Below are 16,907 nucleotides of genomic sequence, written 5' to 3' on the forward strand. Positions count from 1 at the left end.
CTATGCATGAAACGAGTAGGCATGAAATAAAATTATGTAAGCTATATTGACATGAAGAGTGTGACGCTCCATAATTTGGATTAACGAACATTTCGGATGTGAATGACCTTAATGTTCGTCAATAGACTAAAAAAAGGGAGTGTAGGCTATTGAAGAAGAGGTCGGTCAAGTTATGGAGTATTTTGCTCGGTGCGGTCATTGTGATGACAGGATGTGTGGATGGCGCTGCGCCGCCTGAAGCGTCGGGTTCAGGTGGTACAGGAGAGCCGGCTGCCTCCGGGGATACGATTAAAGTGGGCATTCTTCACTCCCTCAGCGGAACGATGGCGATCAGTGAGGTATCCGTTAAGGATGCCGAGATGCTTGCTATTGAAGAGATCAACGCCGCGGGTGGAGTTCTGGGTAAACAGATTGAGCCTGTAGTGGAGGATGGTGCTTCGGATTGGCCTACTTTTGCAGAGAAGGCTGGAAAGTTGCTACAACAGGATAAGGTCGCTGCTGTATTTGGTGGATGGACCTCTGCAAGTCGGAAGGCTATGCTCCCGGTGTTCGAACAGAACAAGGGTCTATTGTTTTACCCGGTGCAATATGAAGGATTGGAATCATCGCCAAACATTTTTTATACAGGAGCAACAACGAATCAGCAGATCGTTCCATCCGTAACCTGGTTACTGGAGAACAGGGGCAAGACGTTTTATCTGCTTGGATCAGACTATGTATTCCCGAAAACGGCCAACCAGGTCATTAAGGCGCAACTCGCGGCAGAGGGCGGCGAAGTGGTGGGTGAGGAATATACACCGCTGGGACATACCGATTACAGTACCATCATTAGCAAAATCAAGGCTGCAAAGCCGGATATTGTATACAATACGCTGAACGGAGACAGTAATGTAGCCTTCTTCAAACAATTGAAGGATGCTGGAATTTCCTCCGATCAGATGACAACCCTGTCGGTTAGTGTGGCGGAGGAAGAAATCCGTGGTATCGGCGCAGACGTTTTGAAGGGGCATCTGGCTTCGTGGAATTATTATCAGACAACGGATACGCCTGAAAATGTAACATTTGTTGCCAAGTATAAAGAAAAATATGGTGCTGATCGAGTGACAGCAGATCCGATTGAAGCGGGATATGTGGCGGTTTATCTCTGGAAGGCAGCGGTGGAAAAAGCGGGATCAACCGACGTGGAGAAGGTGAAGGCGGCTGCCAAGGGTCTGGAGTTTGATGCTCCTGAAGGTAAGGTAACCGTGGATGGAGAGAATCAGCATATCTACAAAACCGTACGGATCGGTGAGGTGCAGGAGGATGGGCAGTTCAAGGAATTGTGGAATTCGGGTGCGCCTGTCAAGCCGGACCCTTATCTGAAAACGTATGAATGGGGAGCTTCCCTTAGCGCCAAATAACACAGAAACCTCGCAAATAGACACAGGCAACTCGCTTCAAAGCAACTGAATCATAGACGAGGGTGTGATAACACATCCTCTTACGGTATTGCGGTAAAGCGTTACTGTAACGTGAAGTGTGGGACGGTGCGAATTGAAGTCAATTGAAATATCGAGAGTCACGGTATGGAGGAGGGGATAGCGATGGATATGTTTATCCTGCAGATGTTCAATGGTCTGAGTATCAGTTCGATTCTGCTGTTGATAGCATTGGGGCTTGCGGTAACGTTTGGGCTGATGAATGTCATCAATATGGCTCACGGTGAACTGATCATGATCGGTGCATATGCAACGTATGTAACACAAAATCTGTTCATGTCCTATGCTCCGGCCGCGTGGTTTGGTGCCTACTTTGTTGTGGCTCTGCCAATTGCGTTCATTGTAGCTGCTCTGATTGGCTGGTTGCTTGAAGTGGTGCTGATCAGGCATCTGTATGGCAGGCCGCTTGATAGTCTGCTTGCGACATGGGGCGTAGGAATGATGTTGCAGCAACTGGCCCGTACGATATTCGGAGCACCGAATGTGGGGGTATCCAGTCCAGCTTGGCTCAATGGGGGATTGGCGATCTCGGATGGCATTGTATTTCCGTACAAGCGAATTTTCATTATCGCATTGGTTGCGGTTGTGCTGCTGTGCATGTATCTCTATATCTATCGAACATCTTCCGGAAGACGAATGAGGGCTGTGATGCAGAATCGGAGCATGGCGGGGTGTCTTGGGATTTCGACCCGGCGTGTGGATGGCATGACCTTTGCCATTGGTTCCGGAATCGCCGGAATCGCTGGTTGTGCGTTAACGCTCATTGGTCCGATTGGTCCTTCGCTTGGTACGTATTATATTGTGGATGCGTTCATGGTCGTTGTTCTGGGTGGCGTGGGGAAATTGGTCGGAACCGTGTGCGGTGCACTGGGGATCGGCATGTTCAATACGCTGTTCGAAACCTATACCTCGGCCTCCATTGGCAAGGTGCTCGTGTTCGTATGTATCGTTGCTTTCCTGCAATGGAAACCACGCGGCTTGGTCGCGATGCGCACACGGAGTCTCGATTAACGTGAAGAAGGGGGTTAGTTCATGTCCGCTTTACTCAAGACTGGCAGTTTGAAAATGAGGATCATCTGGGCAGTTGTACTGATTATGATGTGTCTTGCTCCACTAATCTCCACGGAGTTTCGTCTGAGTCTGTTAGCCAAGTTTTTGGCGCTGGCGATCCTGGCCATCGGTCTCGATCTGATCTGGGGTTATGGGGGTGTGCTGAGTCTTGGACATGGGGTGTTCTTCGGTCTGGGTGGGTACGCGATGGCGATGTATCTGAAGCTTCAGGCCAGTGGAGCAACTCTTCCTGATTTCATGGGATGGAGTGGTCTCAGCGGTCTGCCCTGGTTCTGGGAACCCTTTCGCTCTTTCCCGATGGCTCTGCTCTTGGGGATAGCCCTTCCGGCATTGCTTGCCTTTGCTCTGGGGTGGTTTACGTTCCGTAACCGGATCACCGGTGTGTATTTTACCATTCTGACACAAGCCTTGGTTCTCATTACGGTGACATTGTTTGTTGGTAAACAGGAGTGGACGGGCGGAACGAATGGCATTACCGGGTATAATTCAATCTTTGGTTTTACACTTCATTCCGCAGGAACGACGATTGCTCTCTACTATATAACGCTTGCTGTTCTGGTGATCGCTTATGTGTTGTGTCGTCGAATGGTGAATAGCCGGTTTGGGCAGGTACTCGAAGCTGCGCGCGATGGAGAGAATCGGGTGCGCTTCCTCGGATATGATCCGGCAGGATATAAAACGCTGGCTTTTGCTTTTTCCGGTGCGCTTGCAGGCATTGCGGGCATGCTGTTTGTTCTTCAGGTCGGTATTATCTCGCCATCGATGATGGGGATTGTGCCTTCCATTGAGATGGTCTTGTGGGTTGCATTGGGTGGTCGCGGTACGCTTATTGGAGCGGTCATCGGAGCGGTGGTACTGAATGCAGCCAAAACAGGCATAAGCGAGGCTTACCCCGAAGGATGGCTATTCGTCATCGGTGGGCTCTTTGTAACGGTAGTCTTGTTTATGCCTAATGGTATTGTAGGGGTGTATCGTCATGTCGTTCGCTTGTTGAAGCGGAGAGGAGAGAGTGCGCATGTCCAAGTCACTCGGGAAAAACCTAAAGTCTACTGAGGAATCAGCGGTGTTGGTAGCCGAGGACATTACGGTGGCCTTTGGTGGGTTCGTTGCTGTCAAAGGCATGAATCTGAAGCTGCATGAACATGACCTGCATTTTCTGATCGGACCCAATGGTGCAGGGAAAACGACGATGCTGGATGTGATATGCGGCAAAACAAAACCCATGTCTGGCTCGGTGAAGATGGCGGATGGTACGGAATTAACACGACTGAAGGAGCACCAGATTGTTCGCAAAGGTGTGGGACGCAAATTCCAGGCACCATCGATCTTTGCGGGTCTGACGGTACAGGAGAATCTGACGCTGGCGGCGGAGACTCGCCGTTCTCCTCTGCAGGCCATCGGTATTCGGAGATATGGGAAGATGAGTACTGCCATGGAGGTTGTTATCCTCCAGGTTGGTTTGCAAGATCGTATTAACACCCGTGCAGGAGCCTTATCGCATGGGGAGAAACAGTGGTTGGAGATCGGCATGTTGCTTCTGCAGGAGCCGCGTGTGTTGTTACTGGACGAACCAGCCGCAGGCATGACGGATGAAGAAACTCACAAGACTGGACGGCTTCTGCAAGAGATTGCACGTGAGCGCTCGGTTGTGGTGGTGGAGCATGATATGGAATTTGTGCGAGAGTTCGCCGCGAAGGTGACGGTGATGCATGAAGGGAAACTGCTGAAGGAAGGTACGATGGCTGAAGTACAGGCAGATCCGAAGGTAGCGGAAGTGTATCTGGGCAAAAGGAGGGATGACCATGCTGTCGCTGCAACGAATTGAATCCGGCTACGGGGAAAGTAATGTGCTTCGAGGTGTGAGTCTGGAGGTAGAGCCTGGACAGGTGGTGTGTCTGATGGGTCGTAATGGTGTAGGTAAAACGACGTTGATGAAGACATTAATGGGGCTACTGAAAACACGCAAGGGCAATATTCAGTGGAAAAATCAGGAGTTATCCGCTTTGGACCCAGCCAAGCGGGCGAGGGCGGGGATTGGTTATGTACCGCAAGGGCGGGAAATATTCCCGCAGCTTACGGTGAAAGAAAACTTGTTGCTTGGCCTCGAGACAAGTGCTCCAGGTGTAAAGACGTTCCCGGAGGATGTGCTCGCGATGTTCCCGGTGCTTGCGACGATGTATGGACGGCAGGGTGGAGATCTGAGTGGTGGACAGCAACAGCAATTGGCGTTCGCCCGGGCGCTGGCTTCGCGTCCGGGGTTGTTGCTGCTTGATGAGCCGACAGAAGGTATCCAGCCTTCCATTGTGGAGGACATTCGGCAGGTCATTTTGCAGCTCAAGGCGAAGGGGGATCTCTCTGTTCTGCTGGTGGAGCAGAGTATTGATTTTGTACGCAATGCCGCAGATTACATTTATATCATGGACAAAGGTACCATTACCCTGCACGGGACACCGCAAGAACTGGATATGTCCCAGTTTGAACATCATCTGTCCGTTTAGCTGGAGCTGCGGTTTCGGGTGGACAGAGGGTTCAGGAGCGCTTGTCCAGGATGTTCGAGTATTTCGGATATAATCGCCGTATGCATTCCGGGCAGATATCATGGGTGAATTCGGCGTGGGTATGCTTCTCTAGATAACTTTCGACGGAGTTCCAATGTTCTTCTTCATCCTTGATTTGTTTGCAGACGGCGCAAATAGGCAGCAGTCCACGTAATGTACGCACTTCAGACAGGGCCTTCTTCAATTGGCGTTCTGTCTTTTTTTGTTCGGTAATATCCACGTGTGCGATCAAAGCCAGAGGAGTATCCGGAATGGGCTCGGTATGAACTAGAGGGGTGAGATCCGCACGGAACCACCGTTCTTCGTTATATACCGTATACACGCAGATGTCATATGTATGATTTCGATTAAAGGGTGTTCCGCGTTCTTTCAAATTCTGTGCTACAAGTGCCGTTGCAGCATTCCTGCCTCGTAACGCCCAGGCTTCCAACAGATGCAGGTAATGTCTATGATTATTGTTCGCATCCGAGCTAGGTGGAAATTGACCCAGTCCCTGTTGCCAGGCGCGGTTGCAGCTGTGGATAACCCAGTGGTGGTCAATGATGATGAGTTGGTGACGTATGGATTGGAACGTAAGGCTTTCCAGGTCGGATGTAACATGTCTCATGAATGAGGTCCTCCTTTGACGGAAATCTTATCTCAGTTCATCTGGAATATCCAAAATATCAGCGACCAGATGTCTGAAGCGGGTTGCTTTGCGTGTGCCGTGAATGAGATTGGACAAACGATAGGGCGGGATACCGTACTGTTCACAAAAGGTCTTCTGGTCCACTTGAAGCTCGGTTAGCCGTCGTTTGATGGCCCATCCGAACGGAGTCACTGGTTTTTTCTTGTTCAAAAGGGTTCACCCCTGATTAGAATGTAGTATTCAGTCGCCCTTTCTTCATGTAGAATATATAGAAATGCGAGCTGTATATTTTATTATATACGTAAATGCGTCATCTAACAATTAAAAAAGACGGAAAAAAGTGTATTTTGTGATGTTAAATGGCGTAAATGCGTTAAATAAACAAATAAAATGACAAAAAACACGTCGGCAAGGAGGTTGCCGCGTGTTTTTTTGTTTGTCCTAATGAAGGGAAGTGGAGCTGAGGAGAAAAAGGATTAGGCCCTGTAGGCATGAAGTCCAGCTCCAAGCATATGGAAACTGGGAAAAAATGATTTCATGGACATCGAGGTTGGCTGTGCCAGTCCATCCGCAGCCGAGGCGCTGACGGTATTCCATTCATTCTCCAAATCTGCGGCCAGGCGGACCATCAGATCTTTGGTAGTATCGTTGTTCAGGGGAATGACTTTGGAGGCTTCGGTTATGCAGGCATTCATGGCTGAATGAAGATAACCAAGGACCGCCTCCTCGACCGGGATATCGAGGTGGTGGTTAATCCAGGCGTGAACAGTGGAGAGGCAGCCAACTGAATCATATTTGGCGAAGATCTGTTCGAGCTGGCTGAGATCAATCCAGGGGTGCAGAGCGCGTGCAAGTCTGATCAATCGTTTACCCATAACAGCAGCTTGTTCTCTGAGTTCTCCAGGAGTTCGCTGAACATGGACGAGCTTGTCGATCAGAGCTATCCGCCATGTATCCTTGTGATCTGCTGCGGTATAGATGCCTTTGATGGCCATGCCTTCAAGACGAACGATACTGGGATGCAACTGACAACGCATGAATGATTCGAGATCTTCAGCATTACGAATGGTACCCTCCTTGATATGGATATCCATGCCGAAGGAATGGGTGAACCCTCCAACCTGAATAGAGGAATCAAGCAGATTGACATAATCGAGCAGCTTATTCCCACGGTTCACAATCATTCGCCTCCTGTGTTCGTTAAATGTCACTTAAAGTAACATTTATATTCCTTTTTGTTTGCTTTGTGTTTGAAAATCCGAACTATATGATAGTTATCTTCCCATAAATGTCCGCTTTTTGTCAATAGAATCCTTGGAATTTATTGTTCTAAAAATGATAAATCATATATTGTGTTATTTAATGTATCATTTTAAGTTAGGTATTCACAGGGTATAGGGGAAGATTATATATTACTATATATAAATGATTACACAGATCGGCTCTATCCGGAAAAGAGGGGATCAAAACTAATGATATGCAGTTCATGACTAAACATGACGAGAATATGCGATTTTTGAGGAAAATGCCTGGCTGAAAAAGAAGCATTAAAAAATACTTTACTTTTAGATCTAAACCCGGTATAATCAATTCTGTTGCCGATTATTTACGACATGCGGTCGTGGTGGAATGGCAGACACGCTATCTTGAGGGGGTAGTGGGCGTATGCCCGTGGAGGTTCGAGTCCTCTCGACCGCATCATATGAACGATTAAGAAGAAGCTTTCCTTTATTGGAAAGCTTCTTTTTTTGTCTTTTCGACCAGTAGAACCTCAAGTCAGGAAAAAGGCCCTCCATTACCCGGGGCGATCGTGCTTACCTTCTGGTTACGGGTGGCCTATGTATTATTTTTGAAGCAAGTTCTTGATATCTTCTTCAATCTTGTCGGGTGTTGTTTTGGGAGCATAACGTTTCAGTACCTGTCCGTTCTGATCCACAAGGAATTTGGTGAAATTCCATTTGATTGCTTTGGAGCCGAGCAGGCCAGGAGCTTCCTTGCTTAGATGCTGGAAGAGAGGATGAGCGCTTGAGCCGTTCACATCAATTTTCTCGAACATAGGGAAGCTCACGCCATAATTCATCTGACAGAACTCTGCAATGTCGTCCGAAGAGCCTTTTTCCTGTGCAAATTGGTTGCTTGGAAAACCCAGAACTTCAAACGGAGCATCCTGAAACTTGTCTTGCAGTTCTTGCAGGCCTTTGAATTGAGGAGTGAGGCCACATGAGCTAGCCGTATTCACAATCAGTAGCACTTTGTCACGGTAGTCGGACATTTCAACTTCTTGACCGCGAAGAGTATTCACTTTGTAATCGTAGATTGTCATCTAAATCGCCTCCATTATATAATCTTATACCCCTTATTATATTGGTTGCAATTAAATAATACAAAACTAATATGGTGTTAAAAGAATCAAAACAGGCAAGTTGTGCAGAATACGTGAATGAATTGCGATGTGATTTTCGTCAGAGTGAGAATTAGATAGACTTGAAGAGATAGATAGAGTATAACCTTGTTGTAAGCGCTATTATGTATGGGTATTGGCGAAAATCTGCCGATTCGGTGATCTGTGCGGACTTTACACCGTCATGGCGCGGGTGTATGATTCATAACGTAATTTCAATTTAAATTAAATTGTACTTGAAAAACGAAACAAACGATAATATCGCTCGATCTTACTTTAAGATATACGAACGATGTTTTAATCGCTGAGTTTCCATTCTTTGATGAGTGGGAAACGGGGGAACCAACGGAATGCGCTGTCCAGGACAGTGGGCATTCATGGGGTGAATTTTCCGGTGACAGCCGGAAATAGGGCGACTCTCGCGCCCGAATCCGTCAGCTAACCTCGTAAGCGTTAAAGGGAGAGGCAACAAGCCGTACGCTGGTTCATGGTGTTTTCGCCATGGATTATTTAAGAAGCGTTCGGGAGGCCTTGGTCCCCCACGCTTCTTTTTTGTTGTCTTTTCACGCCAAGGGAGGAACGAATGATGGATACTGAGATGATCTTAGTGACTGCTCCAAATGAAGCAGGACGCAAATTTATCAAATTGCTGATGTACAAAAAAATGCCGTTTGCCGTTCTAACCAACAGTGCAGGGGAAGAGCGTAGACTCCGTAGAATCGGGGTAGAGCATGTCATTCGCATGAACACGGCTGCAGCTCAAAAATGGTTTTTGCCGCAGGGCAGCGTAGGCAATGTGTTTATTTTCGAAAACAGCCTGAATCTGACCTGTCGTTATTTGCAAATCTGCCGTTCATGGACATCGAAGTCCCTGTGCGTCATTACGGAACAGAGTCATCCAAAGGGCATCTATCGGGGGATGGGCGCAGACCGAATTGTATATTCACTCAATGGGGAAGTCGGCTTTCTCCTGAATGGTTAGTGCGCTAGCTTGATAGCTTGTGATTGCTCCGGTGTAAGGGGCCTGTTATAATTGAATATATCAATAAACGGAAATTTGAGGAGACTCATGCTTGATGGTGGGTCTTCTTTTTTATGGTTTTTAGAGGTAGTTCAAGGAGGAATTGGCGTGCCGGATGTAGGTGGAATAAAGTGGTTGTTTTTTGATGTTGGAGATACGCTGGTGGACGAATGGGAGCCGGTTGATGATATTATCGGACAGTTCGTCCGTGAAGCATGCGCTTTGGGGTATCCGGTGCAGATTGAGGCGGTACGAGAACTGTTCACGAACTGTTACCAGAATTATGAGCAATGGCCTATGAGAGTGGCTATTCGCACATTCATTGGAGACGAGAAGCACCAAAAACAGATTCAGGACAAGCTGAAGTTTCAAAAAGATCTTGAACGTCCTTTTCCTTCAGCGGATTCGGTTCTTGGGCACTTGTCGAAGCATTATCGCATTGGCATTATTGCCAATCAAAGTCCTGGAACGGAAGAGAGACTGGAGAGCTACGGGTTGCGGAAGTATGTTGATGTTCTGGCCTGTTCGGCTGAAGAAGGGGTGTCCAAGCCAGACCCTGAGTTATACGCTGTAGCCTTGAAGCAGGCCGGTTGTGAACCAGAGGAAGCCGTCATGATCGGGGATCGGATCGATAACGACATTATTCCTGCTCGGAAGCTGGGCATGCGTACGATACGGATTATGCAGGGTTACGGGAGATTCCAGCCGGAACTATCGGATGACGAACGTGCAGATTGGACTGTTGATTCATTGGATAAGCTCCTGCCGTTATTGGTGCCAAACCAGGATTAGATGATTGCGTACGAGAGATTCTACTATAAATGAAAACACGTTGCTGTATAGCAACAATAAAGGCTGATCAACTTGGGTTGAACTGCACCCCGTCAAGTAGACAGTACAAAAAATAAAAGATGGTTAAGCGGCCTTGGTCCTGAATTCATTGGGACTGAGGCCGTTTAGTTTTGCCTGTAACCGTTCGTAATTGTAAAATTGTATGTAATCATCAATGTCTTTTTGGAGTTCTTCAAAGGTCCCGTAGGTATGCAAGTAATACTTCTCACATTTGAGCGTCCCCCAAAAGGATTCCATGGGTCCGTTATCAATGCAACGGCCTACCCGAGACATACTTTGTGTGAGTTTCGCTTCGTCCAACATCTCCTTAAAACGTAAAGAAGTGTACTGGAAACCGCGGTCACTATGAAGCAAGGGACGGCTTGCTGGAGCAGCTTTTAAAGCCAATTCCAGCGTCTTTAAGACCAGCGGATTGTTATTAGAATGTCCTAAGACATAAGCAACAATAGACTTGTCGTGCAGATCCTTAATTGCGCTTAAATAGGCCTTCTTCCCGTTGCCGTACTTGAATTCCGTTACGTCGGTTACCCATTTTTGGTTTGGCATTTCCGCCTCAAATTTACGATTCAGTATATTCTCCGCAACCTGCTGAGGGGTAGAGCCTATGTACTTCTTCCTCTTTTTTCGGGTGACAGACTGGATGCCCTGGAGCTTCATCAGACGGTATACTCGCTTCGCGTTAATATTGCTGTCCATTTGCCTGCGTAAATGCAGCGTTAATTGGCGATACCCAAAGGTTCGCTCCACCTTCTCATAGAGAAGGAGCATGGCCTGTGTAAGTTTCGCATTGTCGGTCTCCCGTGAACTGGGTTTTCGATTCAACCATTTATAGTAGCTGGACCGCGGAATTCCTGCGATTTCACACAAAAGCTGAAGGGAACAGGACTCCTCTTGCCGAACAACTTGAATAGCCAGGTAGATGTTCTCCTGACGAATGTGACTTAACGCCTCCTCCTTTCGAGTTCCTCTAACTTTTTTAGAAAAGCATTCTCCGCACGCAGCCGCGCATTCTCGTACTCTAATTTTTGCATAGCAAGTCTGTGGCGATCTGCCTCCGTGAGTGCTTCAGCTGATTTGGTACGTCCTCTGCCGTCTCGTAGCGCCTCTTCGCCGCTTGCTTCGTATTTCTTTACCCAGCTATATACTTGTTGGTATGAAACGTGAAAACGGCCTGCGGCCTGGGTGTAGTCTTGTCCATTTGCCAGACAATATAGCACGATATCGATCCGTTCCTGCCAAGTGGTTACGCGTCCTTTGGTCATCGCCCTGGTTCCTCCTGAATGAGCAGCGGTTAAGCTGATGCTAAGACCATTATACTTCTTAATCCAGTTGGCGAGTTGGGTTCGACTTGCAATTTTATACTTGTCGATGATTTGATATTGCGATAATCCTCCTTCCAAATAATCATGGACCGCTTGGCGTTTGAGCTCTGCTGAATACTTTTGATTACGGGAACGGACTTCCAGGCCCTCGTAACCGTACAACTGATAACGGCTTCGCCACTTGACCACAGATGTTTTGGATAATCCGTACTTTTGAGCCACAGCTTTTAAACCAAGTTCACCACATTCAATTTCTTGCAGAATATTCAATTTTTCAAGTGCCGTAAACTTCTTTTGTTCCATAAAAACACTCCCCATACAGTAACAGGCTTTTATTATTTCACCTGTCTACTATATGGGGAGCATATCAGGTATAGAATACCGGAGTCGATCAGCCTTTTTAATATTTAGTCATTTAGAATGAGATTAGAACAACCGGATCGTCTGAATGATCAGATATACATTTAGCACAACGATAATAGCGGCAATGACCCATGAGATGATTTTGAGCCATAATTTGTTGGCGAATGCACCCATGCTTTTTTTATCACTCGTGAACATCACCAGGGGGATGACAGCAAAAGGTAATTGAAGAGACAGCACGACCTGGCTCAAAATGAGCAGTTCTTCTGTGCCATGTTCTCCTGCGATGGCTGTAACAATTACAGCAGGGATGATGGCGATCAGACGTGTGACCAGTCTACGCAGCCATGCTGGAATTCGAATATTCAGGAAACCTTCCATGACAATCTGCCCAGCGAGTGTACCTGTAAGAGTAGAGTTCTGACCTGATGCCAACAGCGCCACACCGAAAAGGATACTTGCAACAGTAGTACCTAATAGAGGTGTCAGCAGATGATAGGCATCAGCGATCTCCGCAACCTGCGTCATGCCGGCACTGTGGAATACAGCGGCAGATACAATCAGAATGGCCGCATTGATGAACAGAGCCAGTGTCAGCGCGATTGTAGAATCCATGGTCGAGTACCGAATGGCTTCTTTTTTACCCTGCGGTGTCTGTTCGATCTGACGGGTCTGTACTATGGAAGAATGCAGGTATAGATTATGCGGCATCACGGTTGCTCCGATAATACCGATGGCGATATAGAGCATGGCCGGGTTTTGCAAAATCTCGACATTGGGTACAAAACCATGGAGAACGCCGCCCATATCCGGCTTCGCTAGAAACAGGTCGATGCCGAAACAGAGGGCAATGGTCGCCATCAGCACAATGACGAGAGTTTCCAGAGCGCGGAAGCCTTTGTTCTGCAGTACAAGGATCAATAGTACATCGACTGCGGTGATGATAACGCCGTATAACATAGGAATGTTAAATAACAGCTTTAACGCGATGGCAGAACCAATGACTTCTGCCAGATCGGTGGCTGCAATGGCAAGCTCACACAGAATCCATAACATCATGACGACAGGCATGCTGAAGCGTTCGCGACAGGCTTGAGCCAGATCCCGTCCAGTGACAATTCCGAGCTTGCCAGCCAATGATTGAAGTACAACGGCCATCAGGTTCGAGAGCAGGATGACGGATAACAAGGTATACCCAAACTGTGAACCGCCTACGATATCTGTTGCCCAGTTGCCGGGGTCCATGTAACCTACGGCAACGAGGTACCCTGGGCCTACAAAAGCGAGGAATTTCTTCCACCATGCAACATTCTGCGGGACTTTCATCGAGCTATGTGCTTCTCCAAGAGAAGGGGCCATGCCCGCAGTAGACAATGATTCACTTGAAGGCGCGTTGAACGGATTTTTTTTACTCATACGATAATCACCTGACTTTAAAATTATTGATTTTGAAATATTGATGCGGGACGAACCGCTCATGATATATCTAAATTTTTATGTTTATTGTTACATTGTACTCCTTCAATTATTTTTGTCTAGTGCAACTTTTGTGTATCAGGACAAAATTTCGAATGAAGCTTAAAAATGCCCTTTCGTACATTACCCAACCTCAGGAAAAATACAGCGATGGAAGCTAATATGCATTAAAATGATAAAGATGTAAAAGCTGATAAAGATATAAAATGCGTTTCAAAATGAGCCAGAAGTTTAAATTGAAATGAAGGCAGTTAAAACTATATGGATAAGGGAGAGATTCTTAATGGAAGCTTTATATACAGCAGTAGCGACAGTAAAAGGTGGACGTACAGGTTCGGTGACTTCTTCGGATGGCGTGCTCAAGCATGATCTGAAAATGCCAAAAGAGCTTGGTGGTTCCGGTGGTGAAGGTACCAACCCTGAGCAACTCTTTGCCGCTGGATATGGAGCATGTTATGAAAGTGCCCTTGCCAATGTAGCACGTAAAGCAGGTGTGAAATTGGAGAATGTGGTCGTTACAAGTAACGTATCCATTGGTAAAGACCCTGCGGATGACGGTTTCCAGCTGTCTGTTCGTCTGGACGTGAGCATGCCTGGTGTGGATCACACTCAAGCAGAGGATCTGGCCCGCAAGGCACATGATTTCTGTCCGTATTCCAAAGCAACACGCGGCAACATTGATGTTGTATTAAACGTAGTCTAAGACCTGACTCCCGGTAGTAACGGGAGAAGTTATAGAGCAGGGTATCCTGGATACCTGATGTTCAAATACAGAGCCCTGCTGGCAATCGGCAGGGTTTTGTGATGGTTATAATACATGAACATGATGCAGGAGATTAGATATCAGATATCGTACTATTTTACATAATTGCAATCCCACTTGATGCTACACATTCCTTAAAGGGGGAACAAAGATGAGTATTGAAGAGATGATTGAGCGGCGATTTGTATGTACGAAATGCAGGGGGACGGATTGTAACATTAAGGAAGTTTCGATGTCAGGAGCAGGCCTGAGCAAAATGTTTGATATCCAGCATAACCACTACCTGTTCGTGGCCTGTTCCTCCTGCGGGTATGTTGAAATTTTCGATCCGGATGTCTTGAAAGGGAAAAAACAGGGGCAGGTGGGGACAATTCTGGATATTCTGTTTGGCGGGTAGACATGCGTGAGTTGACATTGAACTGAATTTTCTTTAATATGACTTAGTACTGAGTAGTGTCATTGCATGAACCAAATTTGAATTAAACAGGTGATATCCATGTCTTATAGACCGCGTATTGCAGATTTAGAATTAGCTTATGGTAACAAGGAAGACGGATTGTATGAATTTAAAATGAAATTGGTAGACGGTACAAAATGCCGTGTATTCTACTCCCGTTCTCCGGAATGGAAAATGACCACTATCAGCCGTCTGCAGAAAACGCCTTGTCCAGTATGTCGCAAAGATTTCATTTGCAAATGTATGGACCAATGGGCAACTGACCTGCATCAACAGATGATCGATGACCAATGGATGGATAAGGCAGTTACGGAGTAATTGTCGGACAGATACGAGCGTGGGCACAATGCCTGCGCTCTTTTTCTTTTTATTTCCTATAAATAAAATATGGCATTAGTGAACAAGATGGCTCAGAGTGGGTAAGTTACTCTAACCGTAACAATAGGGGGCAGCCAATATGACAGCAAATCAAACGGATGTGCATCAGGGACATCCCATCGTACTGGTGGATGGCGTCTGCCACTTCTGTCAGGGATTAACCAAGTGGATTATCAAGCGTGACCCGGAAGGGAAATATCATTTTGCTTCGCTCCAATCCGATGTAGCCAAGGAATTGCTGGAGAAAGGCAATCTGTCGACAGACAGTATGGACACCTTTGTGCTGATCGAAAATGGAAAATACTATACACGTTCGACCGCCGCGCTGCGATTGGCCAAAGGTCTGAAGTTTCCTTATCCGTTGTTATATGTTTTTATTATCGTTCCGAAATTTATTCGTAATGCAGTCTACAACTGGGTTGCGCGTAACCGTTATCGCTGGTTTGGCAAGGACGAAGCGTGCATGTTGCCTACCCCAGAGATCAAAGATCGATTTTTGTGATTAATAACGGAAATAATTGGGTAATGACAATAGATCATATCTAATTTGGGAGGACAACAACTTGAAGAAGTGGACTACATTATTTATCGGGGCATTATTAGCAGTAAGCTTGGCAGCATGCGGTAACGACACAGATAATACGGCAACGCCGCCAGCGACTAACAACGAAACGACTAACGAGGGCAATACACCTGCAGAGCAGGAGACAAAGATCCCTACCCTGGACGAATTGATTACCAAAACCAATGCAGCTACGAAAGACATAAAAAGCTTCACAACTGAAGCAAACATTGATCAGAATCTGAAACTGGATGCTGGTGAACAGTCCCAGGATCAACAGGTTAAAACATCGCTCAAGATGGATATTATCAAAGATCCAATGATGATCTATCAAGAGATGAATATGGAAATGTCGGGACAAGAAGCTCAGAACGTGAAGCAGTATATCACTTCGGACAAAATCTACTCCCAAGTTGGAGATCAATGGGTTGCGATTCCTGAAGCTCAAACGACTGAATTGATTGAGCAGATGAAAGCAAGCATGAATCCCGAAGGTGAATTGGAGCAATTCAAAAAGATCGAAGAAGATACTGAAGTGACTGAAGAAGGCGACAATTATGTGATTAACGCTGACGTATCCGGTGATAACGTGAAGGAACTGGCCAAAGCCGTAATGGAGCAAAACGGATCGGATGCCCAGATGCAAGCCATGCTTGATCAGATGAATATTACTAGCATGAAGATGAAATATATGATCAACAAAGAAACCTACCTGCCTGCAAGTACGGACGTAACCATGGTCATGGAGATGGAACAGAATGGACAGAAAATGACGATGGACATGAAGATGACCAGTGCATTTTCTAACCACGATCAAGTGGAAGAGATCAAGATTCCACAAGAAGCATTGGATAGCGCAAAATAATTTGGTTATGCCAAAGCTTATGTTGAAGATGATTAATGCGGTAAGCGAGCATTGATGCATGTCGTTTGCAGGGCACCTCTGAACTAGATCTGTGTGAGCCGAGAGGTTTACCGGATTAGAATCAGAGGTGCTTTTCTTTTTGGCGGGGATATGGTCAGGGTTCAAGGTGATATAGTATAGTCATGTATAATTAGGGAGGGGATATCAAACATGATTGAATATGCACACATCCACCACGTTAGTCTGGCTGTACGTGATCTGGAAATCGCGAAAAAGTTCTATTCGGGGTTGCTCGGAATGCAGGAGATTGAGCGTCCTGCTTTTCGCTCCACAGGCACATGGTACGCTATCGGAAGTCAGCAACTTCATCTGCTCCAACACCCGGAGGGTCACACGCTGCGCGAGGCTGGTATTGATACAACAGACGGTCACTTTGCGATCTGGGTCACCAGTTATTCAGGGACTATAGCTTGGCTGGAGCAGCAGGGAATTGAGTATGAAGCGAGACCTGACAGTGTGGCTGGATTCGCACAGATTTTTGTACTTGATCCTGACCGTAACATCATTGAGTTCGATTCACCGTATCACTCTTAAGGTAAAAAGGGTTAGAATAAATCCCTTGCTCCACCAGAAATTGTATGCTATATTATCCATACATTCATAGCACGTGACGGAAGCACCGTCCATATACTGCATGTTCATGCGGTTATTG

The 16,907-nt window shown here is 46.6% G+C and carries 19 protein-coding genes, 1 tRNA gene and 1 riboswitch; of the genes, 14 read left to right on the plus strand and 6 right to left on the minus strand.

Features of this window, described 5'->3' with window-relative positions:
• Nucleotides 1-149: 149 nt before the first annotated feature.
• From urtA to urtE, 5 genes are all read left to right on the plus strand, one after another.
• Nucleotides 150-1,400: an urea ABC transporter substrate-binding protein gene (urtA, locus tag M1D71_RS06450; protein WP_458125745.1), complete on the plus strand. Its 1,251-nt coding sequence runs from the start codon at nucleotides 150-152 to the stop codon at nucleotides 1,398-1,400.
• Nucleotides 1,401-1,583: 183 nt separating this feature from the next.
• Entirely contained in the window at nucleotides 1,584-2,489 is a 906-nt protein-coding gene (gene urtB / locus M1D71_RS06455; RefSeq protein WP_036610830.1) for an urea ABC transporter permease subunit UrtB, read from the plus strand.
• A gap of 21 nt (nucleotides 2,490-2,510) precedes the next feature.
• A complete protein-coding gene (urtC, locus tag M1D71_RS06460; RefSeq protein ID WP_145320422.1) occupies nucleotides 2,511-3,602 on the plus strand; it encodes an urea ABC transporter permease subunit UrtC in 1,092 nt (363 codons plus the stop codon).
• Nucleotides 3,565-4,374: an urea ABC transporter ATP-binding protein UrtD gene (urtD, locus tag M1D71_RS06465; protein WP_458125746.1), complete on the plus strand. Its 810-nt coding sequence runs from the start codon at nucleotides 3,565-3,567 to the stop codon at nucleotides 4,372-4,374. Before urtC ends, urtD begins: the two co-directional genes overlap by 38 nt.
• Nucleotides 4,352-5,047: an urea ABC transporter ATP-binding subunit UrtE gene (gene urtE, locus M1D71_RS06470; protein ID WP_458125747.1), complete on the plus strand. Its 696-nt coding sequence runs from the start codon at nucleotides 4,352-4,354 to the stop codon at nucleotides 5,045-5,047. The genes urtD and urtE overlap by 23 nt, the downstream gene beginning before the upstream one ends.
• A 31-nt stretch (nucleotides 5,048-5,078) precedes the next feature.
• On the opposite strand, the gene M1D71_RS06475 is transcribed toward urtE, so the two are convergent.
• From M1D71_RS06475 to M1D71_RS06485, 3 genes are all read right to left on the minus strand, one after another.
• Nucleotides 5,079-5,714 carry a hypothetical protein gene (locus M1D71_RS06475; RefSeq protein ID WP_458125748.1) on the minus strand — a complete coding sequence of 212 codons (636 nt, stop codon included), beginning with the start codon at nucleotides 5,712-5,714 and terminating at the stop codon, nucleotides 5,079-5,081.
• 27 nt (nucleotides 5,715-5,741) lie between these two features.
• Nucleotides 5,742-5,945 (minus strand): XRE family transcriptional regulator, encoded by a 204-nt coding sequence (locus M1D71_RS06480; RefSeq protein ID WP_145320414.1) that lies wholly within the window; start codon nucleotides 5,943-5,945, stop codon nucleotides 5,742-5,744.
• A 266-nt stretch (nucleotides 5,946-6,211) separates the two neighbouring features.
• Nucleotides 6,212-6,913, minus strand: coding sequence for an urease accessory protein UreF (locus M1D71_RS06485; protein ID WP_458125749.1), 702 nt, complete (start codon nucleotides 6,911-6,913; stop codon nucleotides 6,212-6,214).
• A 437-nt stretch (nucleotides 6,914-7,350) separates the two neighbouring features.
• On the opposite strand from M1D71_RS06485, the gene M1D71_RS06490 reads away from it, so the two are divergent.
• Nucleotides 7,351-7,433, plus strand: a tRNA-Leu gene (locus tag M1D71_RS06490).
• Between the two features lie 145 nt (nucleotides 7,434-7,578).
• Here the strand turns inward: M1D71_RS06490 and M1D71_RS06495 are convergent.
• Complete coding sequence (locus M1D71_RS06495; RefSeq protein WP_458125750.1) at nucleotides 7,579-8,058, minus strand: glutathione peroxidase; 480 nt, start codon at nucleotides 8,056-8,058, stop codon at nucleotides 7,579-7,581.
• 370 nt (nucleotides 8,059-8,428) lie between these two features.
• Nucleotides 8,429-8,604: riboswitch (cyclic di-AMP (ydaO/yuaA leader) on the plus strand.
• Nucleotides 8,605-8,719: 115 nt separating this feature from the next.
• Here M1D71_RS06495 and M1D71_RS06500 point away from each other — a divergent pair.
• Entirely contained in the window at nucleotides 8,720-9,118 is a 399-nt protein-coding gene (locus tag M1D71_RS06500; RefSeq protein WP_235193755.1) for an HAD family hydrolase, read from the plus strand.
• A 147-nt stretch (nucleotides 9,119-9,265) separates the two neighbouring features.
• A complete protein-coding gene (locus M1D71_RS06505) occupies nucleotides 9,266-9,949 on the plus strand; it encodes an HAD family hydrolase (RefSeq protein ID WP_458125751.1) in 684 nt (227 codons plus the stop codon).
• Between the two features lie 123 nt (nucleotides 9,950-10,072).
• On the opposite strand, the gene M1D71_RS06510 is transcribed toward M1D71_RS06505, so the two are convergent.
• Nucleotides 10,073-11,634 (minus strand): IS3 family transposase gene (locus tag M1D71_RS06510; RefSeq protein WP_458125752.1). Its coding sequence is split into 2 segments (ribosomal slippage): nucleotides 10,073-10,998 and nucleotides 10,998-11,634, totalling 1,563 coding nucleotides; the frame shifts between segments, so codons are not numbered across the junction.
• Nucleotides 11,635-11,757: 123 nt separating this feature from the next.
• Nucleotides 11,758-13,053 (minus strand): Nramp family divalent metal transporter, encoded by a 1,296-nt coding sequence (locus M1D71_RS06515; protein ID WP_458127184.1) that lies wholly within the window; start codon nucleotides 13,051-13,053, stop codon nucleotides 11,758-11,760.
• 400 nt (nucleotides 13,054-13,453) lie between these two features.
• Here M1D71_RS06515 and M1D71_RS06520 point away from each other — a divergent pair, with 400 nt between their 5' ends.
• The 6 genes from M1D71_RS06520 (at nucleotide 13,454) to M1D71_RS06545 (ending at nucleotide 16,789) form a co-directional block, all read left to right on the plus strand.
• Nucleotides 13,454-13,873 carry an organic hydroperoxide resistance protein gene (locus tag M1D71_RS06520; RefSeq protein ID WP_458125753.1) on the plus strand — a complete coding sequence of 140 codons (420 nt, stop codon included), beginning with the start codon at nucleotides 13,454-13,456 and terminating at the stop codon, nucleotides 13,871-13,873.
• A gap of 211 nt (nucleotides 13,874-14,084) precedes the next feature.
• Entirely contained in the window at nucleotides 14,085-14,330 is a 246-nt protein-coding gene (locus M1D71_RS06525) for a zinc ribbon domain-containing protein (RefSeq protein WP_458125754.1), read from the plus strand.
• Between the two features lie 99 nt (nucleotides 14,331-14,429).
• Nucleotides 14,430-14,708 carry a hypothetical protein gene (locus tag M1D71_RS06530; RefSeq protein WP_458125755.1) on the plus strand — a complete coding sequence of 93 codons (279 nt, stop codon included), beginning with the start codon at nucleotides 14,430-14,432 and terminating at the stop codon, nucleotides 14,706-14,708.
• 139 nt (nucleotides 14,709-14,847) lie between these two features.
• The gene (locus tag M1D71_RS06535) at nucleotides 14,848-15,270 is read left to right on the plus strand and encodes a thiol-disulfide oxidoreductase DCC family protein (protein WP_315938237.1); all 423 of its coding nucleotides are present in this window, start codon (nucleotides 14,848-14,850) and stop codon (nucleotides 15,268-15,270) included.
• 61 nt (nucleotides 15,271-15,331) lie between these two features.
• Nucleotides 15,332-16,195 (plus strand): DUF6612 family protein, encoded by an 864-nt coding sequence (locus tag M1D71_RS06540; RefSeq protein ID WP_458125756.1) that lies wholly within the window; start codon nucleotides 15,332-15,334, stop codon nucleotides 16,193-16,195.
• A gap of 210 nt (nucleotides 16,196-16,405) precedes the next feature.
• Nucleotides 16,406-16,789, plus strand: a complete 384-nt coding sequence (locus M1D71_RS06545) for a VOC family protein (RefSeq protein ID WP_062833131.1) — start codon at nucleotides 16,406-16,408, stop codon at nucleotides 16,787-16,789.
• Nucleotides 16,790-16,907 lie beyond the last annotated feature (118 nt).

This window comes from Paenibacillus sp. Z3-2 (assembly GCF_054161325.1).

Coding starts and splice junctions, on each gene's coding strand:
- urtB (WP_036610830.1), top strand. CDS start 1,584: ATGGATATGTTTATCCTGCAGATGTTCAATGGTCTGAGTATCAGTTCG.
- urtC (WP_145320422.1), top strand. CDS start 2,511: ATGTCCGCTTTACTCAAGACTGGCAGTTTGAAAATGAGGATCATCTGG.
- urtD (WP_458125746.1), top strand. CDS start 3,565: ATGTCCAAGTCACTCGGGAAAAACCTAAAGTCTACTGAGGAATCAGCG.
- urtE (WP_458125747.1), top strand. CDS start 4,352: ATGCTGTCGCTGCAACGAATTGAATCCGGCTACGGGGAAAGTAATGTG.
- M1D71_RS06475 (WP_458125748.1), bottom strand. CDS start 5,714: ATGAGACATGTTACATCCGACCTGGAAAGCCTTACGTTCCAATCCATA.
- M1D71_RS06495 (WP_458125750.1), bottom strand. CDS start 8,058: ATGACAATCTACGATTACAAAGTGAATACTCTTCGCGGTCAAGAAGTT.
- M1D71_RS06500 (WP_235193755.1), top strand. CDS start 8,720: ATGATGGATACTGAGATGATCTTAGTGACTGCTCCAAATGAAGCAGGA.
- M1D71_RS06515 (WP_458127184.1), bottom strand. CDS start 13,053: ATGGCCCCTTCTCTTGGAGAAGCACATAGCTCGATGAAAGTCCCGCAG.
- M1D71_RS06520 (WP_458125753.1), top strand. CDS start 13,454: ATGGAAGCTTTATATACAGCAGTAGCGACAGTAAAAGGTGGACGTACA.
- M1D71_RS06525 (WP_458125754.1), top strand. CDS start 14,085: ATGAGTATTGAAGAGATGATTGAGCGGCGATTTGTATGTACGAAATGC.
- M1D71_RS06530 (WP_458125755.1), top strand. CDS start 14,430: ATGTCTTATAGACCGCGTATTGCAGATTTAGAATTAGCTTATGGTAAC.
- M1D71_RS06535 (WP_315938237.1), top strand. CDS start 14,848: ATGACAGCAAATCAAACGGATGTGCATCAGGGACATCCCATCGTACTG.
- M1D71_RS06545 (WP_062833131.1), top strand. CDS start 16,406: ATGATTGAATATGCACACATCCACCACGTTAGTCTGGCTGTACGTGAT.